The organism is Actinomadura nitritigenes, assembly GCF_017573545.1.
GTDB lineage: Bacteria > Actinomycetota > Actinomycetes > Streptosporangiales > Streptosporangiaceae > Spirillospora > Spirillospora nitritigenes.
In genome coordinates this window covers 170,982-186,383 of the sequence record NZ_JAGEOK010000012.1, presented here as the reverse complement: position 1 = coordinate 186,383, position 15,402 = coordinate 170,982, and the positions used below count along the sequence as shown (strand labels likewise).

The window sequence follows — 15,402 nt, the reverse complement described above, 5'->3', positions numbered from 1 at the left end:
CCGGGAGGCCGCCTCGCCGCATCCGGGGCCGCCGCATCCGGGGCCGCCGCATCCGGGGCCGCCGCATCCGGGGCCGCCGCATCCGGGGCCGCTATGTCAGGCGTCGCCGTATCAGGTTTCGCCGTCTCGAGGTCCGCCGTGTGCCCGGGGCGCCGTCAGGGGGCGGTGGTCTCGACGGCCGTGCAGCGCCACCGTCCGCGCAGGTGCTGGAGGCGCAGCCCGACCGCGTGCACGCGTCCTGCGACGACGACCACGGCGGACGCCTCGGCGACGGCGGGCGACGGACGCTGCAACCGGCTGGACAGCACGCGCGGCGGGACGATCCGCCGCCCGCCGGGCACCGCGCGGCGGTGCGGCGCCAGGCCGCGGCACACCGCCGGGACCGCGACCAGTGACAGCTGGTGCGGCGGGCGCGTCCCGGCCAGTACTTCGACGACGATCCGCAGGGTGGTGTCGGCGACGGCCCGGACCTCCGCGTCCATCCCGCCTGCGGGCCGCACCACCCGCAGCGGGCCCCGCCCACGACGGTCCGGCCGGACCGGCCGGACCGTCCCGCCCGGCGGTGCCTCGGCCTTCTGCTCGGACGCCGCGGCCCGCCGCCGCGCCGTCGCCTGCGCGGGGTCGAGCGCCAGCGCGCCGTCCGTCCGCTGCGGCGGCACGGTGCCGTATCGGACGATCCGCACCGCCGGCCGCTTGTCCCGACGTTGACCCATGGGAGCCTCCCGACTCGTTTTTGAGACAGGAGCCGCGAGCGCGCCGAAAAATACATCCCTGACCGCATGCGGTCACGCGCTGTCGGGACGGAGGTCATCGGCGGGCGGTGCCCTGCCGGGGCGCGAGCGTCAGGCGGCGGCGGGGGCCGGCGCGGTGGCGCGCCTGCTGCGGACGAAGAGGGCGCCGCGCTGGGCCATGAGCATCGCGAAGCTCAGGAACAGGATGGCGTCGGCCAGCGCCGACGGGCTGATGTGGTTGCCGACGAGGAAGCGCCCGAGTTCCCTCTGGAAGGAGCGGGAGTTGTCGGCCTCGTAGGCGAAGAGGGCCCGCGCCGCGCAGACGAGGACCCAGAGGGCCACATAGGGAGCGCCCGCCACCGTCATGGCCGTGCCGGAACCGCCGTCGCGCTCGACCCTCATCAGCGCGGCGGCGGCCAGGCCGAGCAGGACGCCCGCGAGCGTCCCGAGGAACTCCAGCCCGAGGCCCCGGCCGTGCAGGTCGAGGGCGGGCATCACGAAGGGCACCGCGACCGCGGTGAGCACGATCGGACGCGCCATCCGCATCGTCGTCAGCCTCCGCCGGCCCGTGTCGACGAGCAGGACCGCGACCGGGATGACCAGGGTGCCGATCCACATGGTGAGTGACATGACCGTCCTTCCTGCTCAGTCAGCGGGATGACTTTGTCAGGTTCCGGTCTGCCGAAAAACCCTCAATCGCTCATCTGTTATGAAGCGGGGCTCATCAATAGGATCGCCTCATGATCGACATCGGCGAGGTCGAGGCCTTCCTGGCGGCCGCCGAGGAACTGCACTTCGGGAGGGCGGGCGAGCGGCTCCGCCTCTCGCCGTCCCGCATCAGCCAGCTCGTCCGGCGGCTGGAGGGCAGGGTCGGCACGCGCGTCCTCGAACGGACGACGCGGAGCGTGGTCCTCACTCCCGTCGGCGAACGCCTCTACCGGGATCTTCTCCGGATCTACGGGGATCTCGGCGCCGCGCTGGACCGTGCGCGCTCGGCCGGGCAGGGGCTGGAGGGCGTGGTGCGCGTCGGCTATCTCACGCATTGCGGTGACGAGGCGTTCGAGCGGCTGGCCGCGGAGTTCCGCCGCACCTTCCCGAGCTGCGACGTGTCCGTCATCGACGCGACGGGCTCGGACTACCTGCAGAACCTCCGGGACGGTCTGGTGGACGTGCTCCTCGGCCGCTTCGCCGGCGAGCTGCCCGGCGACCTCGTCCAAGGGCCGGTGATGGCGCGCGAGGACTGGGTTCTCGGTGTCGCGCGCACGCACCCGCTGGCGGAGCTGGACGTCGTCTCGGTCGAGGAGCTCGCCGGCCACCCGATCTTCGGGGTACCCGACCCGCTCACCGGCAGGCTCGGCAACCCGCTCTACCCGGAGACGACGCCGGGCGGGCTGCCGATCCCGCGCCGCGGTGTCGCCCGGACGTTCGCGGAGGCCCTGCGCCTGGTCGCGCGGCAGGAGAACGTCTTCCCGACGTCGGCGTCGTTCCCCACCTACTACCGTCACCCGGACGTCGTCTTCATCCCCATGCACGGTTGGCCGCCCGCGACCCGGACGCTCGTCTGGCGCGCGCATGGGAACGGCCCGCTCGTGCGAGCCTTCGTCGACCTGGCGACCGCGCCCGCACCGATGGAGCCGCCCAAGCCGGGCTGGGCCGGCTGGCACGGCCCGAGGCCCCTGGACGCCGCCCCGGCCGCCGGCTGACGTCCGGACGACCGGGGCGCCGTCCCGGGCCCGGAACGCGGACGGCGGCGGGCGCCCTGGAGGGCGTCCCGCCGCCGTCGAGGTGGCAGAGGCCGGGTCAGGTGGTGCTCGGGGACTCGGCGGGTTCGGCCTCCTGCTTGCGGCGGCGCGGCGCCTTCTTCTCCCCGCCCGCCAGCTCCGGGTTGGAACCCGGGTCGGCGGCGACGGACTCCACGTCCTCCGGTTCCCGCCCCGGTGTCGCGAAGTCGAACTTCACGATCAGGAACTTGAAGAGGAAGTAGTAGATGACGAAATAGAGCACGCCCATGCCGATGATGAGCGGCAGGCCCTTGGTGTTGTCCTTCGACGCGTTCAGCAGCATGTCGATGCCGCCCGCCGAGAAGCCGAAGCCGAGCTGGGCGCCGGCCGCGTTGAGGATCGCCATCGAGACGCCGGTGAGGACGACGTGCACCGCGTACAGCACGGGCGCGACGAACATGAACGCGAACTCGATCGGCTCGGTGACGCCGGTGACGAACGCGGTGAGCGCAGCGGAGATCATGATGCCGCCGACCGCGGAGCGGCGGTGCGGGGGAGCGGCGCGCCACATGGCGAGCGCGGCGCCGGGCAGGCCGAACATCAGCACGGGGAAGAACCCGGCGAGGAAGCCGCCCGAGTGCGGGTCGCCCGCGAGGTACCGGTTGATCTCGCCGTGGACGACGCCGTCCGGGCCGTTGTAGGAGCCGAACACGAACCAGATGAGCGAGTTCGGGATGTGGTGCAGGCCGAACGGCAGCAGCAGCCGGTTGACGACGCCGTAGATGCCGGCGCCCGCGGCGCCCGCGCCGGTGATCCAGTTGCCGAAGTCGGTCAGCCAGCCGCCGAACACCGGCCAGATGAAGCCGATCAGCACGCCGAGCACCAGCGCGGCGAGCGCGGTGATGATCGGGACGAACCGGCGGCCGCCGAAGAACGCCAGGTAGGTCGGCAGCTTCACCCGGTAGAAGCGCTGGTAGAGCAGCGCGGCGACGACGCCGATGAGGATGCCGCCGAGGACGTCCGTCGGGTTCTTGGCGCCGAAGTCGATGGCCGGTGCGGCGGTGCCGTCGGTCACCTTGGTGATCAGCACCTGGCCCTTGAGGTCGGCCGAGTGCGAGAACATGATCTTGGTGACCTGGTCGAAGACCAGGTAGCCGACGACGGCGGCGAGCGCGGTGGAGCCGTCGGACTTCTTGGCGAACCCGATCGCGACGCCGACCGCGAACAGCAGCGGCAGGTGGTCGAACAGGGCCTGGCCGGCGCCGCCGACGACCTCGGCGACGCGGATCCAGCCGAGGCCGTCCTTGCCGAGCATGTCCGGCTGGCCGAAGCGCAGCAGCAGGGCCGCGGCGGGCAGCACGGCGATCGGCAGCATGAGGCTGCGGCCGATCCGCTGCAGCACCGCGAGGGCGCGCGACCCCCGCCGCGGCGCGGCGTCCACGGTGGTCGAAGTCATCGAGGTTCCTCCTCAGGGGTGTGTCAGGAGTGCGGCGGGGGATTTCCGAGTGCCGTGTGGATCTGGTAGCGGTCGGCCCGGTAGGTCGACACTCCCAGCTCGGCGCAGACGCCTCCGGTGTAGGAGCGGCGCTGCAGGAGCAGCACGGCGCTGCCCTTGGGGATCTGCAGGTGCTTGGCGTCGGCGGCGTCCGCCAGGCTGGCGTCGATGGTCTGGTCCCCGGCGTCGAAGACCAGCCCGTACACCGCTTCGAGGACGCCGTACAGGGAGCGGTCGGCGAGGCGGCGGTCCAGCAGGTCGGGCGCGAGCGAGGCGAGGATGTGCGCGCGTTCGAGCGCCATGGGCTCGCCGTCGGCGGTGCGGAGCCGCTCGATCACGTGGATCTCGGTGCCGGGCTCGACCTCGAAGATCCGGGCCAGCCGGGCGTCGGCGGGGACGGTGCGGCGGTCCAGGTCGACGGCGCCGGGCCGCAGCCCGCGGGCGAGCATGTCCTCGGTGAACGAGACGAGCCGCAGCGGCATCTCGATCTTGGGCCGGGCGACGAAGGTGCCCTTGCCGGGGACGCGGTACAGCCGCCCCTCCGACACGAGCTGGTCGACGCCCTGGCGGACGGTCATGCGGGACAGCCCGTACCGCACGCACAGCTCGCGCTCCGAGGGGATCGGGGCGTCGACGGGGAGCTCGGCGCTCTCGATGAGGTCGAGCAGGATGGCGCGCAGCTGGAAGTACTTGGGGACGGGGCTGTGCGGATCGATGGTCGTCACTGGGGGTGTCCTCGATGGCCCCGGGGGCCGTATCGACGCGTTGGCGGATGACGTGAATCGACTTGTTCGTACTGGTCTAGGCCGGACTAGACCACATTATGGAAAGTCGTGTCAATGCACGAAACCGTAACGGCCGGGTCACATGCCCCAGGGTGCAAGATCAGGTGAACGTGCAGGTCAGAACCCCTGTGGCGAGGAGGTTCCGGACGAGTTCGGGCCGACATCTTCAGCTCCATCCGATTCGTGGAGTATGGTGCGTACTGGTCTAGTCCGGACTAGACCAGTACGCCGCGCAGGCGGCGACCGGTCGCATCACGGAGAGCGCACCCCCATGGCATCACTGCTGATCACCGCGGAGCGGGTGATCATGACCCCCGCGGACGGTCCTACCCGCGTGGTCTCCCCGGGATACGTCCGCGTCGAGGACGGTGTCATCGCGGAGGCCGGCGAAGGCGCGCCGCCCGGCGCCGACGTGCGCCTGGCCGACGGGCTGCTCGCCCCGGGCCTGGTCGACCTCCAGGTCAACGGGTTCTTCGGCCACGACATGGCGGACGCCGGCGAGGCCGGCTGGCGCGAGGTCGTGACCCGGCTCCCCGAGACCGGCGTGACCGCTTTCCTGCCCACGTTCATCACCGCGCCCGTCGCGGCGCAGGCCGGGGCGCTGCGCCGCACCCGGGACCTGCTGCCGAAGCTGCCGTCCGGCACCCGCGTGCTCGGCGTCCACCTGGAGGGGCCGTTCCTCTCCCCGGAGCGCAAGGGCGCGCACAACGCCGCGCACCTCACCGACCCGGCGCCCGAAGCGGTCGAGACGCTGCTGGAGACCGGGCTGGTCAAGCTCGTCACCCTCGCGCCCGAGCGGGACGGCGCGCTCGGCGCGATCCGCCGCCTCACCGAGGCCGGCGTGCTGGTCAGCGTCGGGCACAGCGACGCGACCGCCGCGCAGGTCGCCGCCGCGGCCGACGCCGGGGCCCGCAAGGTCACCCACATCTTCAACGCGCAGAGCGGCGTCCACCACCGCGACCCCGGTGTGGCCGTCCGGGCGCTCATCGACGAGCGGCTGCACCCCGGCCTCATCCTCGACCTGCACCACGTCGGCCCGGAGGTCGCGCGGCTGGTGCTCCGCGCCGCCGCCGGACGCGTCGTGCTCGTCACCGACGCCGCGTCCGCCGCCGGGATGCCGCCCGGCACCTACGAGCTGGGCGGCGAGCCGATCACCATGCCCGAGCAGGGCCCGCCGCTGCGCGCCGACGGCACCATCGCCGGATCCGGCCTGCGGCTGGACGAGGCGGTCGGCAACGCGATCGGCCTCGGCCTCGACCCGGCCGCGGCGGTCGACGCGGCGACCCGCGTCCCGGCCGACCTGATCGGCCGCCCCGACCTCGGCCGCATCGCGCCCGGCGCGGCCGCCGACCTCGTCTGGCTCGGGCCGGACCACCGGGCGCGTACGACCTGGATCAACGGGCAGGAACTCTTCGGAGGGGGATCATGACCAGTCTGATGCGCGCCGAGATCGGTGAGCAGCCCGACGCGCTGCGCCGGACGATCGACGCGCTGCTGCCGCGCACGCCCGACATCGGGGCGCTCGCCCGGGAGACGCGGCAGGTGCTGTTCATCGCGCGCGGCTCGTCCGACAACGCCGCCGTGTACGGCCGCTACCTGGTGGAGTCGCACGCCGGGCGGCTGGCCACCCTCGCCGCCCCGTCCATCGCGACGACCTACCGGCGGCGACTCGACCTGTCCGGCGTGCTCGCCGTCGCGATCAGCCAGTCCGGCAAGACCGAGGAGATCGTCGAGACCCTCGACTGGGCGAAGGACTGCGGTGCCCGCACCGTCGCCGTCACCAACGGCGCAGGGTCGCCGCTGGCGGAGGCCGCCGAGGTCGCGCTGATCACCGAGGCGGGCGACGAGATCGCGGTCCCCGCCACCAAGACCTACACGACCCAGCTCGCCGCGCTGGCGGTGCTCGGCCTCGGGCTCGGCGCCGACGTCGACGCCGGCGACCTGCGCCGCGTCCCCGACGAGGTGGCGGGGCTGATCGAGGCTGCGGAGGCGTCCGCCGCGCTGCCCGAGATCGTCGAGGAGCTGGCGAAGGTCCCCGGCGCGGTCGTGTCCGGGCGCGGCATCGCGTTCGGCACCGCGCTGGAGCTCGCGCTGAAGATCAAGGAGGCGTGCTACCTGCACGCCATGGGCCTGTCGTACGCCGACCTGCTGCACGGCCCGATCGCCGTGGTCGACGGGCAGACCCCCGCGCTGCTCGTCGCGGCCGACTCCGGTCCGACCCTGCCGGGCACCATCGCGCTGGCGCGCCGGGTCGAGGGCGCGGGCGCCAAGGCGTTCGGCGTCGGCGGCGGCGACGGCCTGGCGGACGCCTGCACGGCGGCGCTGCCCGGCCCCGGCCTGCCCGAGTGGGTGGCGCCGCTGGGCCTCATCGTCCCCGGCCAGATCATGGTCGAGAACCTGGCCCGCCGGCTCGGCGTCGACCCCGACGTCCCGCGCGGACTCAACAAGGTCACCCAGACGGACTGACCGGACGCACCGAGGGAAGAGAACGACATGGACAAGGCCGAGGCCATCGTCGCCGCGCTGGGCGGCGCCGACAACATCGTGGACATCGAGCCCTGCGCGACCCGGCTGCGCACCGAGGTCTCCGACGGCGGCAAGGTCGACGAGGCGGCGCTGAAGAAGGCGGGCGCGTTCGGCGTCATGCGCAGCGGCACCGTCGTGCAGGTCGTCGTCGGCCCGGAGGCCGACACCATCGCCAGCGACATCGAGGACATCCTCGACTGACCCGTTCCCGGGCGCGCGCCCGGGGTCGCGGAGCCCGCCCCAGAGGCGCACCGACCCGCATACCGACCGAGCAGAAGGAACCCCCGCATGACCCGAGTACTGTCCCCGGTGGCCGGCCGGGTGGTCGGCCTCGCCGGCGTCCCGGACCCGGTGTTCGCGCAGGCCATGGTCGGCCCGGGCACCGCCGTCGACCCCGAGCGCGGCCCCGGCCACGCCATCGCCCCCGTCACCGGGAAGATCGTCAAGCTGCACTCGCACGCCTACGTGGTGGTGGACGAGGAGGAGCACGGCGTGCTCGTGCACCTCGGCATCGACACCGTCAAGCTGAAGGGGCGGGGGTTCGAGCTGCTGGTCGCCGAGGGCGACCAGGTCACCGCGGGCCAGCGGGTGGTCGCCTGGGACCCGGCCGTCATCGAGGCGGGCGGCCGCTCGCCGATCTGCGCCGTGGTGGCGCTGGACGCCGGCGCCGACGCGCTGTCGGACGTCGTGGAGTCGGGCGAGGTCGTCAAGGGGGCCGAGCTGTTCACATGGAGCTGATCGGATGGAGCTGATCGGCCTGCGCGCGGCGGTGTTCGACCTCGACGGCACCCTGATGGACACCGAGCCGCGCAACCGGGTGATGTGGGCGCGGCTGTTCGACGCGCACGGCGCGCCGTACGACGACGAGCTGATCGCGTCGTTCGCGGGGCGCCGCGGCATCGAGGTGCTGGAGGAGCTGCTGCACCTGTTCCCCGGCCGCACCGCCGAGGAGCTGTTCGAGCAGGCGGTGGCCTGCCAGACGGCGCCCGGCGTGCCGGTGGACGTCCCCGTGCCGGGGGCGGTCGAGCTGGTGCGGTCGCTGGCTGACGCGGGCGTCCCGCTGGCCGTCGTCACGTCGGGGCAGCGCCCGTACGCCGAGCGGCAGCTGGCCGCGCTGGGCGTCCGCGACCTGATGGACATCGTCGTGACCGCCGGGGACGTCCTCACCGGCAAGCCGCACCCGGAGGGGTACCTGGCCGCCGCGCGGGACCTGGGCGTCCCGCCGGGCGAGGCGGTCGGGTTCGAGGACGCGCCCGCGGGCGTCGCGGCCGTGAAGGCGGCCGGGATGACCTGCGTCGGCGTCGCCACCACCCAGCCGGTGGCGGCGCTCGCCGCGGCGGACCACGTGGTCGCGGACCTGAAGGAAGTCAATGTAGAGCCGGGCCCCGCGCTGCGGGTGCGCGGCGGCGCAAGGGAGATTCTGTGAGCGAGCGCAACGTCAAGATCGAGTCCAGGGTGGGGCTGCACGCGCGGCCGGCCGCGCTGTTCGTCCAGACCGCGGCGAAGGCCCCGATGGACGTGACCGTGGCCAAGCGCGGGGGCTCGCCGGTGAACGCCAAGAGCATCCTCGCGGTCCTCGGGCTGGACGCCCGGCACGGCGAGGAGGTCGTGCTGGCCGCCGACGGCGACGGCGCCGACGAGCTGCTGGACAGCCTGGAGGCGCTGCTGTCCACGCCGGAGCCGGAAGGTGCCTGAGGTCCTGCGCGGCGCGGGCGTCAGCCCGGGGGTGGGCGCGGGCCCGGTGCGGCGCATCGCCGGCGCCGTCCCGGAGCCGGAGGCCGGTTCCCGGCACGGCGGCGACGCGGCGGCCGAGCGCGACGGTGCGCTGGCCGCGCTCGAAGCCGTCGCCGCCGACCTTGAGGAGCGCGGCGCGCGCGCGGCGGCCGCCGGCAACACCGACGGCCGGGACGTGCTGAACGCGCAGGCCCTGATGGCCCGCGACCCGGGTCTCGCCGACGGCGTCACCGCCAAGATCGGCGAGGGTGCGGCCGCGGCCCGCGCCGTGTTCGAGGCGTTCGGGGTGTACCGGGAGATGCTCGCCGGGGCGGGGGAGTACATGGCCGCCCGGGTCAGCGACCTCGACGACATCCGGGACCGGGCGATCGCCCGCCTCCTCGACCTGCCGATGCCCGGCGTGCCGGAGTCGGACGAGCCGTTCGTGCTGGTCGCGCGGGACCTCGCGCCTGCCGACACCGCGGTGCTCGACCCGGCGCAGGTCGTCGCGTTCGTCACCGAGGAGGGCGGCCCGACCAGCCACACCGCGATCCTCGCCCGCACGATGGGCGTCCCGGCCGTGGTGGCGCTGCCCGGCGCGACGGAACTCGCCGACGGCACCCGCGTGCTCGTCGACGGGTCCGCCGGGACCGTCCGGACCGACCCGTCCGAGGCCGAGGTCGCCGCCGCGCTCGCCGCGGGCGCGGCCCGCGACTGCGCGCTCGCGGAGGCGTCCGGACCGGGCGCGACCAGGGACGGGCACGCCGTGCCGCTGCTGGCGAACATCGGCGGGCCGAAGGACCTGGACGCCGCGCTCGCGAACGGCGCGGAGGGCGTCGGCCTGTACCGCACCGAGTTCCTGTTCCTCGACCGGTCGGTTCCGCCGTCCGACGAGGAGCAGGAGGACGCCTACCGCAAGGTGCTGGAGGCGTTCCCGGAGGGCCGCGTGGTCGTCCGGACGCTCGACGCCGGCGCCGACAAGCCCCTCGCCTTCCTCCCGCCCCCCGGTGAGGAGCCGAACCCGGCGCTCGGCGAGCGCGGGCTGCGGATGGCGCGCCGGCACCCCGGCGTGCTGACCGCCCAGCTCGCCGCCCTCGCCCGCGCCGCCGCCGGGCTCAGCGTGAAACTGCAGGTCATGGCCCCCATGGTGACGGACGCGGCGGAGGCCGCGTTCTTCGCCGAAGCCTGCCGGGAGGCCGGCATCGCGCATCCCGGCGTCATGATCGAGGTGCCGGCCGCCGCGCTGCGCGCCCGCGACCTGGCGCCGGAGGTGGAGTTCTTCAGCATCGGCACCAACGACCTGACCCAGTACGCGTGCGCGGCCGACCGGCAGGTCGGCGGCCTCGCGCACCTGCAGGACCCGTGGCAGCCCGCCGTGCTCGACCTCGTCGCCCCCGCGGCGGCGGCGGGCGTCCCGTGCGGGGTCTGCGGCGAGGCGGCCGCCGACCCGGCGCTCGCGTGCGTCCTGGTCGGGCTCGGCGTGACGTCGCTGTCGATGAGCGCCCCGTCCCTCCCGCTCGTCCGGGCCGCCCTGGCCCGGCACACGCTGGACGAGTGTCGCCGGGCCGCCGGGGCGGCCCGCGCCGCCCGCTCCCCGGAGCAGGCGCGCGAGGCGGCGCGCCACCACCTGCCGGGCCTGGCGGAGCTCGGCATCTGAGCACGCTCGCGGCGGGTCGTCGGGGTGGGCGGCCCGTCGCGAGCGTCCCACGCGCGCGCCGCGTCGCGGGCGGCTGTCGCCCGCGTCCTGGCGCGGCCGCCCGTCAGCCGGTGATGAGCCAGCGGGTCCCGGTCTTGGTGAGGGTGTAGTTCGCGGCCAGGACCCCACCCGGACGCGCCGGGTCGCCCTTCCACTTCAGGTCGCCGAACGCCACCGTGTACTCGCCCTCGCCCGGCCCGTCGTCGCAGACCGGGACGGTCACGCCGCGCAGCGCGGCCAGGTCGGCGGGGCGCAGCTTCGCGCGGGCGGCGGCGAGCCCGCCGGACCGGCAGCCGCCCGGGCGCCCGAACGCCGCCCGGTCGTACGCGGGCGCCAGCAGGCCGCAGACCTTGACGTTCCCGGCGGCGATGCCGCGCAGGTACCTGTAGAGCACCAGCCGTGCGGGGAGGCTGTCCTTCGCCGGGGCGGTCACGTCGGCGAGCCGCGAGTCGCCCGGCTCGGGCGTCAGCGGCGGCATCCCCGCCTCCTCCTTCCCGCCGCAGGCGGCCGGGCCGAGGGCCAGCGCGGGCAGCAGGGACAGAGCGGACAGGAACGGACGAAGGCGCACGGGGACCTCCCGGGGGTGCGAAGGCGGGCCGATCTTCCCAGCTCGCGGGGCCCCGCGTCCATCAATACGACAAGCCGTGACCAACGGGTTGCCCGCCCGCCGGCACCGGCAGCCTCCCCACCGGCTTCACCGCGCCGGACAGCACCCGCGCGAGCGCGGAGATCGAGGTCGCGCCGGCGGAGTAGGTCGCGAGCGTCGCGGCGGCGCGGCCGGCGTGGTCGAGGTCGTAGGGGCGGCCGAGCGCCGCGACGACGACCGGCTTGGACGCCAGCGCGCCGACCCGCGCGGCGGTGGCCGTCCCGGCGTTCAGGGTGGTCAGCACGTGGACGTCGGCGGTGCCGGGCGCGGTCGTCGCGACGCCCTGCTCGCGCAGCGCCGCGCCGAGCTCCGCGCTCTGCGGTCCGGTGACGCTCACCTTCCTGCCCTTCAGCGGCAGCACGCCCCGGTCGTTGCGGACGAGCGTGACCGCGTGCTCGGCGACCCGCCGCGCGGTCGCCTTCTGCTGCGGCGTGCCGATCCGCGCGGACGCCTTCGCCGGGTCGGCGGGCGGCGCCGTGAACAGCCCGCGCCTCTGCTTGAGGTCCAGGATCCGGGTGACGGACTCGTCCAGCCGCTTCTGCGTGATCTTCCCCGTCCGGACGGCCGCCAGCACCGCGTTGTACGCCTTCGACAGGCTCGGCGGCATCAGCAGCTGGTCGGCGCCCGCGTTGATCGCCCGCACGGGTACGACCGCGTCGCCGTACTTCTCCCGGACGCCCGCCATCTGCAGCGAGTCCGTGGTGATCACGCCCCGGTAGCCGAGCTCGCCGCGCAGCAGCCCGGTCAGCACGGTCTTCGACAGCGTGGACGGGTCGCCCGACTCGTCGAGCCCCGGAACCACGATGTGCGCCGTCATGACCAGGTCGACGCCGGCGGCGATCGCGGCCCGGAACGGCGGCGCGTCCAGCTTCCGCCACTGCGCCGCCGAGTGCGTGATCACCGGCAGGCCGGTGTGGCTGTCGGTGGCGGTGTCGCCGTGCCCGGGGAAGTGCTTGGCCGTCGCGGCGACCCCGGAGTCCTGGTAGCCCGCGATCGCCGCGGACAGCAGCGGCGACACCCGCGCCGGGTCGGAGCCGAACGAGCGCAGCCCGATCACCGGGTTGCGCGGGTTCACGTTGACGTCGGCGTCCGGCGCGTAGTCGAGGTTGATCCCGACCGCGTGCAGCTCGGTGGCGGTGACCTGCGCGGCGGCGCGCGCGTCCGCGGTGCTCCGGGTCGCGCCGAGCGCCATGTTCCCGGGGAAGCGGGTGATGAACGGCGTCCGCGACACGATGCCCTGCTCCTCGTCCACGCCGAGCAGCAGCGGGACCTTGGACGCCTTCTGCAGCGCGTTCGACTGCGCCGCGGTCCCGGCGGGCGAGCCGAAGTTCTCCGGGAAGTAGATGAACCCGCCGACGTGGTACTTCCGGATGATCGCCAGGGCGCTCGCGCGGCTGGAGAACGTCGGCACGAACAGCTGCCCGACCTTCTCCCGCAGGCTCATCTTCGCGACGTATCCGGGGACCCACGCGTCCGGGGCCTTCGTCACGGGCGCCTTCTCTCCGGATGACCCCGACGCCTCCGGCGACTCCCGGTGGGCGGGGGAGCCCGACCCGCCGCCGGCGCATCCGGCGAGCGGCAGCGCCAGCGCGGCCGCCGCGGCCAGCGCCAGCCGCGCAGCACCGCTCCGCCGGGGCCGCCGCCGGGCGGTTCCGGCGCGTCGCGACCGGCTATCCGCGGACATGAGTGGCATGCACCTGACCAGGCCCCCCGACATGGTCGTCTGCTCGCTTCGGACGTCGTGACGTTAACCGCTCGCCGCCGCCCTGTCGACCCGCGGCGCCGGACGGGCGCCCGCCCGGTCACGGCCCGGTGCAGATCGCCGCGTCCTCGTTGCCGGGCGTCGCGCACCACTTCTTGCGGCTCCGCGTTCCGGCGGGCGCGCCGGGCGAGCCTTCGGGATCCGGTGCGCGGGACGGCACCGGCGGCGCGCCGGCCGAGGGCGCCCCGCGTCCGGTCGCCGGACCGCCGCCGGAGTCGCCCGTCTCCTTCTTCTGGACCGTGTCGTCCCAGTTCGCGGCGGTTCCGGTGAACGCCGGGCCGGTGAACGGCTCCGCCGGCATGCCGCGCGTGACCTTCGCCATGAACGCGTGCCACACCGCGGACGGCAGATCCTCCCCGGCGACCCGTCCGGGATGGCCGGGCAGTCCCTCAAGCGGGCCGGGTTTCGCGCGCGTCATCACCACGGACGCCGACACCTGCGGGACGTACCCGACGAACCAGGCGGCGTGGTTGCCGTCGGACGTGCCGGTCTTGCCCGCCGCGTCGCGGTCCGGGAGCGCGGCCCGCCGCCCCGTCCCGCCGGTGACGACCGCGCGCATCGCGTACGTCGCCTGCGCCGCCTGCTCGCCGGTCAGGACGCGGCCGCCCGGCCGGTCCCACGGCAGCGGCACCCGCCGCCCCCGCGCGTCGACGACCCTGGTGACCAGGTGCGGGGCGACGGCGGTGCCGCCGTTGGCGAACGCCGCGTACCCCGCCGCCTGCACCGCCGCCGACACGTTCGCGATCCCGAGCGCGAGCCCCGCCTGCCCCTCGTACGGGCGCAGCGCCGACTCCGGCACCCCGAACCGCCGCGCCGTCTCCGCGACGTTCGCGATCCCCGTCTTCAGCGCCGCCTTCACGAATCCCGTGTTCACCGACAGCGCCGTCGCCTTGACGAGGTCGATCGTCCCCAGCGATCCGATCTTCTCGTCATTGGAGACCCGGTAGCCCGGCGCGGTCATCGGCGTGACGCTCCCGTCCGGTGCGAACCGCAGCGGCGACCTGCCCGGCACCGTCGTCCGGACGTTGAAGCCGCGGCGCAGCGCGGCCGCCAGCACGTACGGCTTGAACGTCGACGCCGCCTGCGCGACCGGTTCGAAGACCGAGTCGTACACGCCCCGTTCCGGGGCGCCGGAGTAGAACGCCTTGACCGCGCCGTCGGCGGTGTCCACCGCGACGAGCCCCGCACGCACGTCCTTCGGCCACTGCGGCTCGCGCACGCGCCGCATGGCCTCTTCCGCGTACGCCATCCAGCGCGGGTCGAGCCCGGTGTAGATCTTCAGGCGTCCGTTGACGACGGCGCTCGCGGGGATGCCGGCGCTCTCCAGTTCGTCCAGCACCCGCTGGCGCGCCAGCAGCCCCTGGCCGGACACGCTGACGCCGCGCCATCCTTCCCGGGTGCGGGGGAACCGGAGGCGGTCCGCCTCGGCCCGGTCGAGCTTGCCCATCGACACCATGCCGTCCAGCACGTACCGCCAGCGGGCCCGCAGCGCGCGCGCCGCGTCACCGTCGCCCTGCGTCCGAAAGTACCCCGGTCGCTGGATCATCGCGGCGAGCAGCGCGCTCTCGGCGACGTCCAGCTGCCACACGTCCTTGTCGAAGTAGGCGCGCGCCGCCGCCTCCGCGCCCGACGTCTGCCGGCCGAAGTAGACCGTGTTCAGGTACAGGTCGAGGATCTCGTCCTTGGCGCGGTGCCGGTCCAGCTTCAGCGAAACGAAGATCTCCTTGATCTTCCGGTCCGGCGTCCGGTCCCGGCTGAGGCCCTTGAAGTAGTTGCGGGCGAGCTGCTGGGTGATCGTGGACCCGCCCTCCACGTCGCCGCCCGACGCGTCGCGGAGCAGCGCGCGGAACGTGCCCGACACCGAGACGCCCCGGTTGCGGTAGAAGCCGCGGTCCTCGGCGGCGAGCACCGCCCAGCGCAGCCGGTCCGGGATCTGGCCGTGCCGGACGCTCTGCCGGTTCGCGCCCAGCCGGAACAGCGGCGTCCGGCCGTCGGCGTAGTAGACGGTGGAGCCCTCGTCGGTGACGCCGTCCTGGGGCTCGGTCGGGACGGGCGTCCGGGCGTAGCCGATCACGATGGCGGACACCGCGAGGACGGCCAGCGTGCAGAGGAAGGCCATGGCCCAGCGCACAGCGCGGGGGAGACGGCGGAGCCTGCCGGAGCGGAGGGCCCGGGAGCGGCGGTGCCCGCCGGTACCGCGGCGGAGCGACCGCTGCCCGGCGCGGACGAACCGGCGGGCGCTGCGGGACAGGCGGGCACGGGCGGTCCGGAGACGGCGCCCTTGGGAAGCGGGGAGCATGCGACCTCGTTCGACGTGGTGTACGGAG

At 74.6% G+C, this 15,402-nt stretch carries 15 protein-coding genes; 8 read left to right on the top strand and 7 right to left on the bottom strand.

Features of this window, described 5'->3' with window-relative positions:
• Positions 1–155: 155 nt before the first annotated feature.
• Positions 156–713: an Rv3235 family protein gene (locus J4557_RS20225; RefSeq protein WP_208268282.1), complete on the bottom strand. Its 558-nt coding sequence runs from the start codon at positions 711–713 to the stop codon at positions 156–158.
• 129 nt (positions 714–842) lie between these two features.
• Complete coding sequence (locus J4557_RS20220; RefSeq protein WP_208268281.1) at positions 843–1,361, bottom strand: hypothetical protein; 519 nt, start codon at positions 1,359–1,361, stop codon at positions 843–845.
• Between the two features lie 110 nt (positions 1,362–1,471).
• Here J4557_RS20220 and J4557_RS20215 point away from each other — a divergent pair, with 110 nt between their 5' ends.
• Complete coding sequence (locus J4557_RS20215) at positions 1,472–2,434, top strand: LysR family transcriptional regulator (protein WP_208268280.1); 963 nt, start codon at positions 1,472–1,474, stop codon at positions 2,432–2,434.
• A gap of 97 nt (positions 2,435–2,531) precedes the next feature.
• On the opposite strand, the gene J4557_RS20210 is transcribed toward J4557_RS20215, so the two are convergent.
• Both J4557_RS20210 and J4557_RS20205 read right to left on the bottom strand, forming a co-directional pair.
• A complete protein-coding gene (locus J4557_RS20210) occupies positions 2,532–3,908 on the bottom strand; it encodes a PTS transporter subunit EIIC (RefSeq protein WP_208268279.1) in 1,377 nt (458 codons plus the stop codon).
• Between the two features lie 23 nt (positions 3,909–3,931).
• Entirely contained in the window at positions 3,932–4,672 is a 741-nt protein-coding gene (locus J4557_RS20205) for a GntR family transcriptional regulator (RefSeq protein WP_190860110.1), read from the bottom strand.
• 331 nt (positions 4,673–5,003) lie between these two features.
• Here J4557_RS20205 and nagA point away from each other — a divergent pair, with 331 nt between their 5' ends.
• From nagA to ptsP, 7 genes are all read left to right on the top strand, one after another.
• Positions 5,004–6,161: an N-acetylglucosamine-6-phosphate deacetylase gene (gene nagA / locus J4557_RS20200; protein ID WP_208268278.1), complete on the top strand. Its 1,158-nt coding sequence runs from the start codon at positions 5,004–5,006 to the stop codon at positions 6,159–6,161.
• Positions 6,158–7,198: an SIS domain-containing protein gene (locus J4557_RS20195; RefSeq protein WP_243776064.1), complete on the top strand. Its 1,041-nt coding sequence runs from the start codon at positions 6,158–6,160 to the stop codon at positions 7,196–7,198. Before nagA ends, J4557_RS20195 begins: the two co-directional genes overlap by 4 nt.
• Before the next feature lie 27 nt (positions 7,199–7,225).
• Positions 7,226–7,459: a PTS sugar transporter subunit IIB gene (locus J4557_RS20190; protein ID WP_151590095.1), complete on the top strand. Its 234-nt coding sequence runs from the start codon at positions 7,226–7,228 to the stop codon at positions 7,457–7,459.
• Between the two features lie 87 nt (positions 7,460–7,546).
• Positions 7,547–7,996: a PTS sugar transporter subunit IIA gene (locus J4557_RS20185; RefSeq protein ID WP_208268277.1), complete on the top strand. Its 450-nt coding sequence runs from the start codon at positions 7,547–7,549 to the stop codon at positions 7,994–7,996.
• Positions 7,997–8,000: 4 nt separating this feature from the next.
• Complete coding sequence (locus J4557_RS20180; protein ID WP_208268276.1) at positions 8,001–8,684, top strand: HAD family hydrolase; 684 nt, start codon at positions 8,001–8,003, stop codon at positions 8,682–8,684.
• Positions 8,681–8,953 carry an HPr family phosphocarrier protein gene (locus J4557_RS20175; protein ID WP_190860103.1) on the top strand — a complete coding sequence of 91 codons (273 nt, stop codon included), beginning with the start codon at positions 8,681–8,683 and terminating at the stop codon, positions 8,951–8,953. Before J4557_RS20180 ends, J4557_RS20175 begins: the two co-directional genes overlap by 4 nt.
• Positions 8,946–10,628, top strand: a complete 1,683-nt coding sequence (gene ptsP, locus J4557_RS20170; RefSeq protein WP_208268275.1) for a phosphoenolpyruvate--protein phosphotransferase — start codon at positions 8,946–8,948, stop codon at positions 10,626–10,628. Before J4557_RS20175 ends, ptsP begins: the two co-directional genes overlap by 8 nt.
• A 103-nt stretch (positions 10,629–10,731) precedes the next feature.
• Here ptsP and J4557_RS20165 read toward each other — a convergent pair whose 3' ends face one another.
• The 3 genes from J4557_RS20165 to J4557_RS20155 all read right to left on the bottom strand — a co-directional run bounded on the left by J4557_RS20165 (position 10,732) and on the right by J4557_RS20155 (position 15,374).
• Positions 10,732–11,235 (bottom strand): hypothetical protein, encoded by a 504-nt coding sequence (locus tag J4557_RS20165; RefSeq protein WP_208268274.1) that lies wholly within the window; start codon positions 11,233–11,235, stop codon positions 10,732–10,734.
• Between the two features lie 61 nt (positions 11,236–11,296).
• Positions 11,297–12,997: a glycoside hydrolase family 3 protein gene (locus tag J4557_RS20160; protein ID WP_208268273.1), complete on the bottom strand. Its 1,701-nt coding sequence runs from the start codon at positions 12,995–12,997 to the stop codon at positions 11,297–11,299.
• Positions 12,998–13,115: 118 nt separating this feature from the next.
• Positions 13,116–15,374: a transglycosylase domain-containing protein gene (locus tag J4557_RS20155; RefSeq protein WP_208268272.1), complete on the bottom strand. Its 2,259-nt coding sequence runs from the start codon at positions 15,372–15,374 to the stop codon at positions 13,116–13,118.
• Positions 15,375–15,402 lie beyond the last annotated feature (28 nt).

Coding starts and splice junctions, on each gene's coding strand:
- J4557_RS20225 (WP_208268282.1), bottom strand. CDS start 713: ATGGGTCAACGTCGGGACAAGCGGCCGGCGGTGCGGATCGTCCGATAC.
- J4557_RS20220 (WP_208268281.1), bottom strand. CDS start 1,361: ATGTCACTCACCATGTGGATCGGCACCCTGGTCATCCCGGTCGCGGTC.
- J4557_RS20215 (WP_208268280.1), top strand. CDS start 1,472: ATGATCGACATCGGCGAGGTCGAGGCCTTCCTGGCGGCCGCCGAGGAA.
- J4557_RS20210 (WP_208268279.1), bottom strand. CDS start 3,908: ATGACTTCGACCACCGTGGACGCCGCGCCGCGGCGGGGGTCGCGCGCC.
- nagA (WP_208268278.1), top strand. CDS start 5,004: ATGGCATCACTGCTGATCACCGCGGAGCGGGTGATCATGACCCCCGCG.
- J4557_RS20195 (WP_243776064.1), top strand. CDS start 6,158: ATGACCAGTCTGATGCGCGCCGAGATCGGTGAGCAGCCCGACGCGCTG.
- J4557_RS20190 (WP_151590095.1), top strand. CDS start 7,226: ATGGACAAGGCCGAGGCCATCGTCGCCGCGCTGGGCGGCGCCGACAAC.
- J4557_RS20185 (WP_208268277.1), top strand. CDS start 7,547: ATGACCCGAGTACTGTCCCCGGTGGCCGGCCGGGTGGTCGGCCTCGCC.
- J4557_RS20180 (WP_208268276.1), top strand. CDS start 8,001: ATGGAGCTGATCGGCCTGCGCGCGGCGGTGTTCGACCTCGACGGCACC.
- J4557_RS20160 (WP_208268273.1), bottom strand. CDS start 12,997: ATGTCCGCGGATAGCCGGTCGCGACGCGCCGGAACCGCCCGGCGGCGG.
- J4557_RS20155 (WP_208268272.1), bottom strand. CDS start 15,374: ATGCTCCCCGCTTCCCAAGGGCGCCGTCTCCGGACCGCCCGTGCCCGC.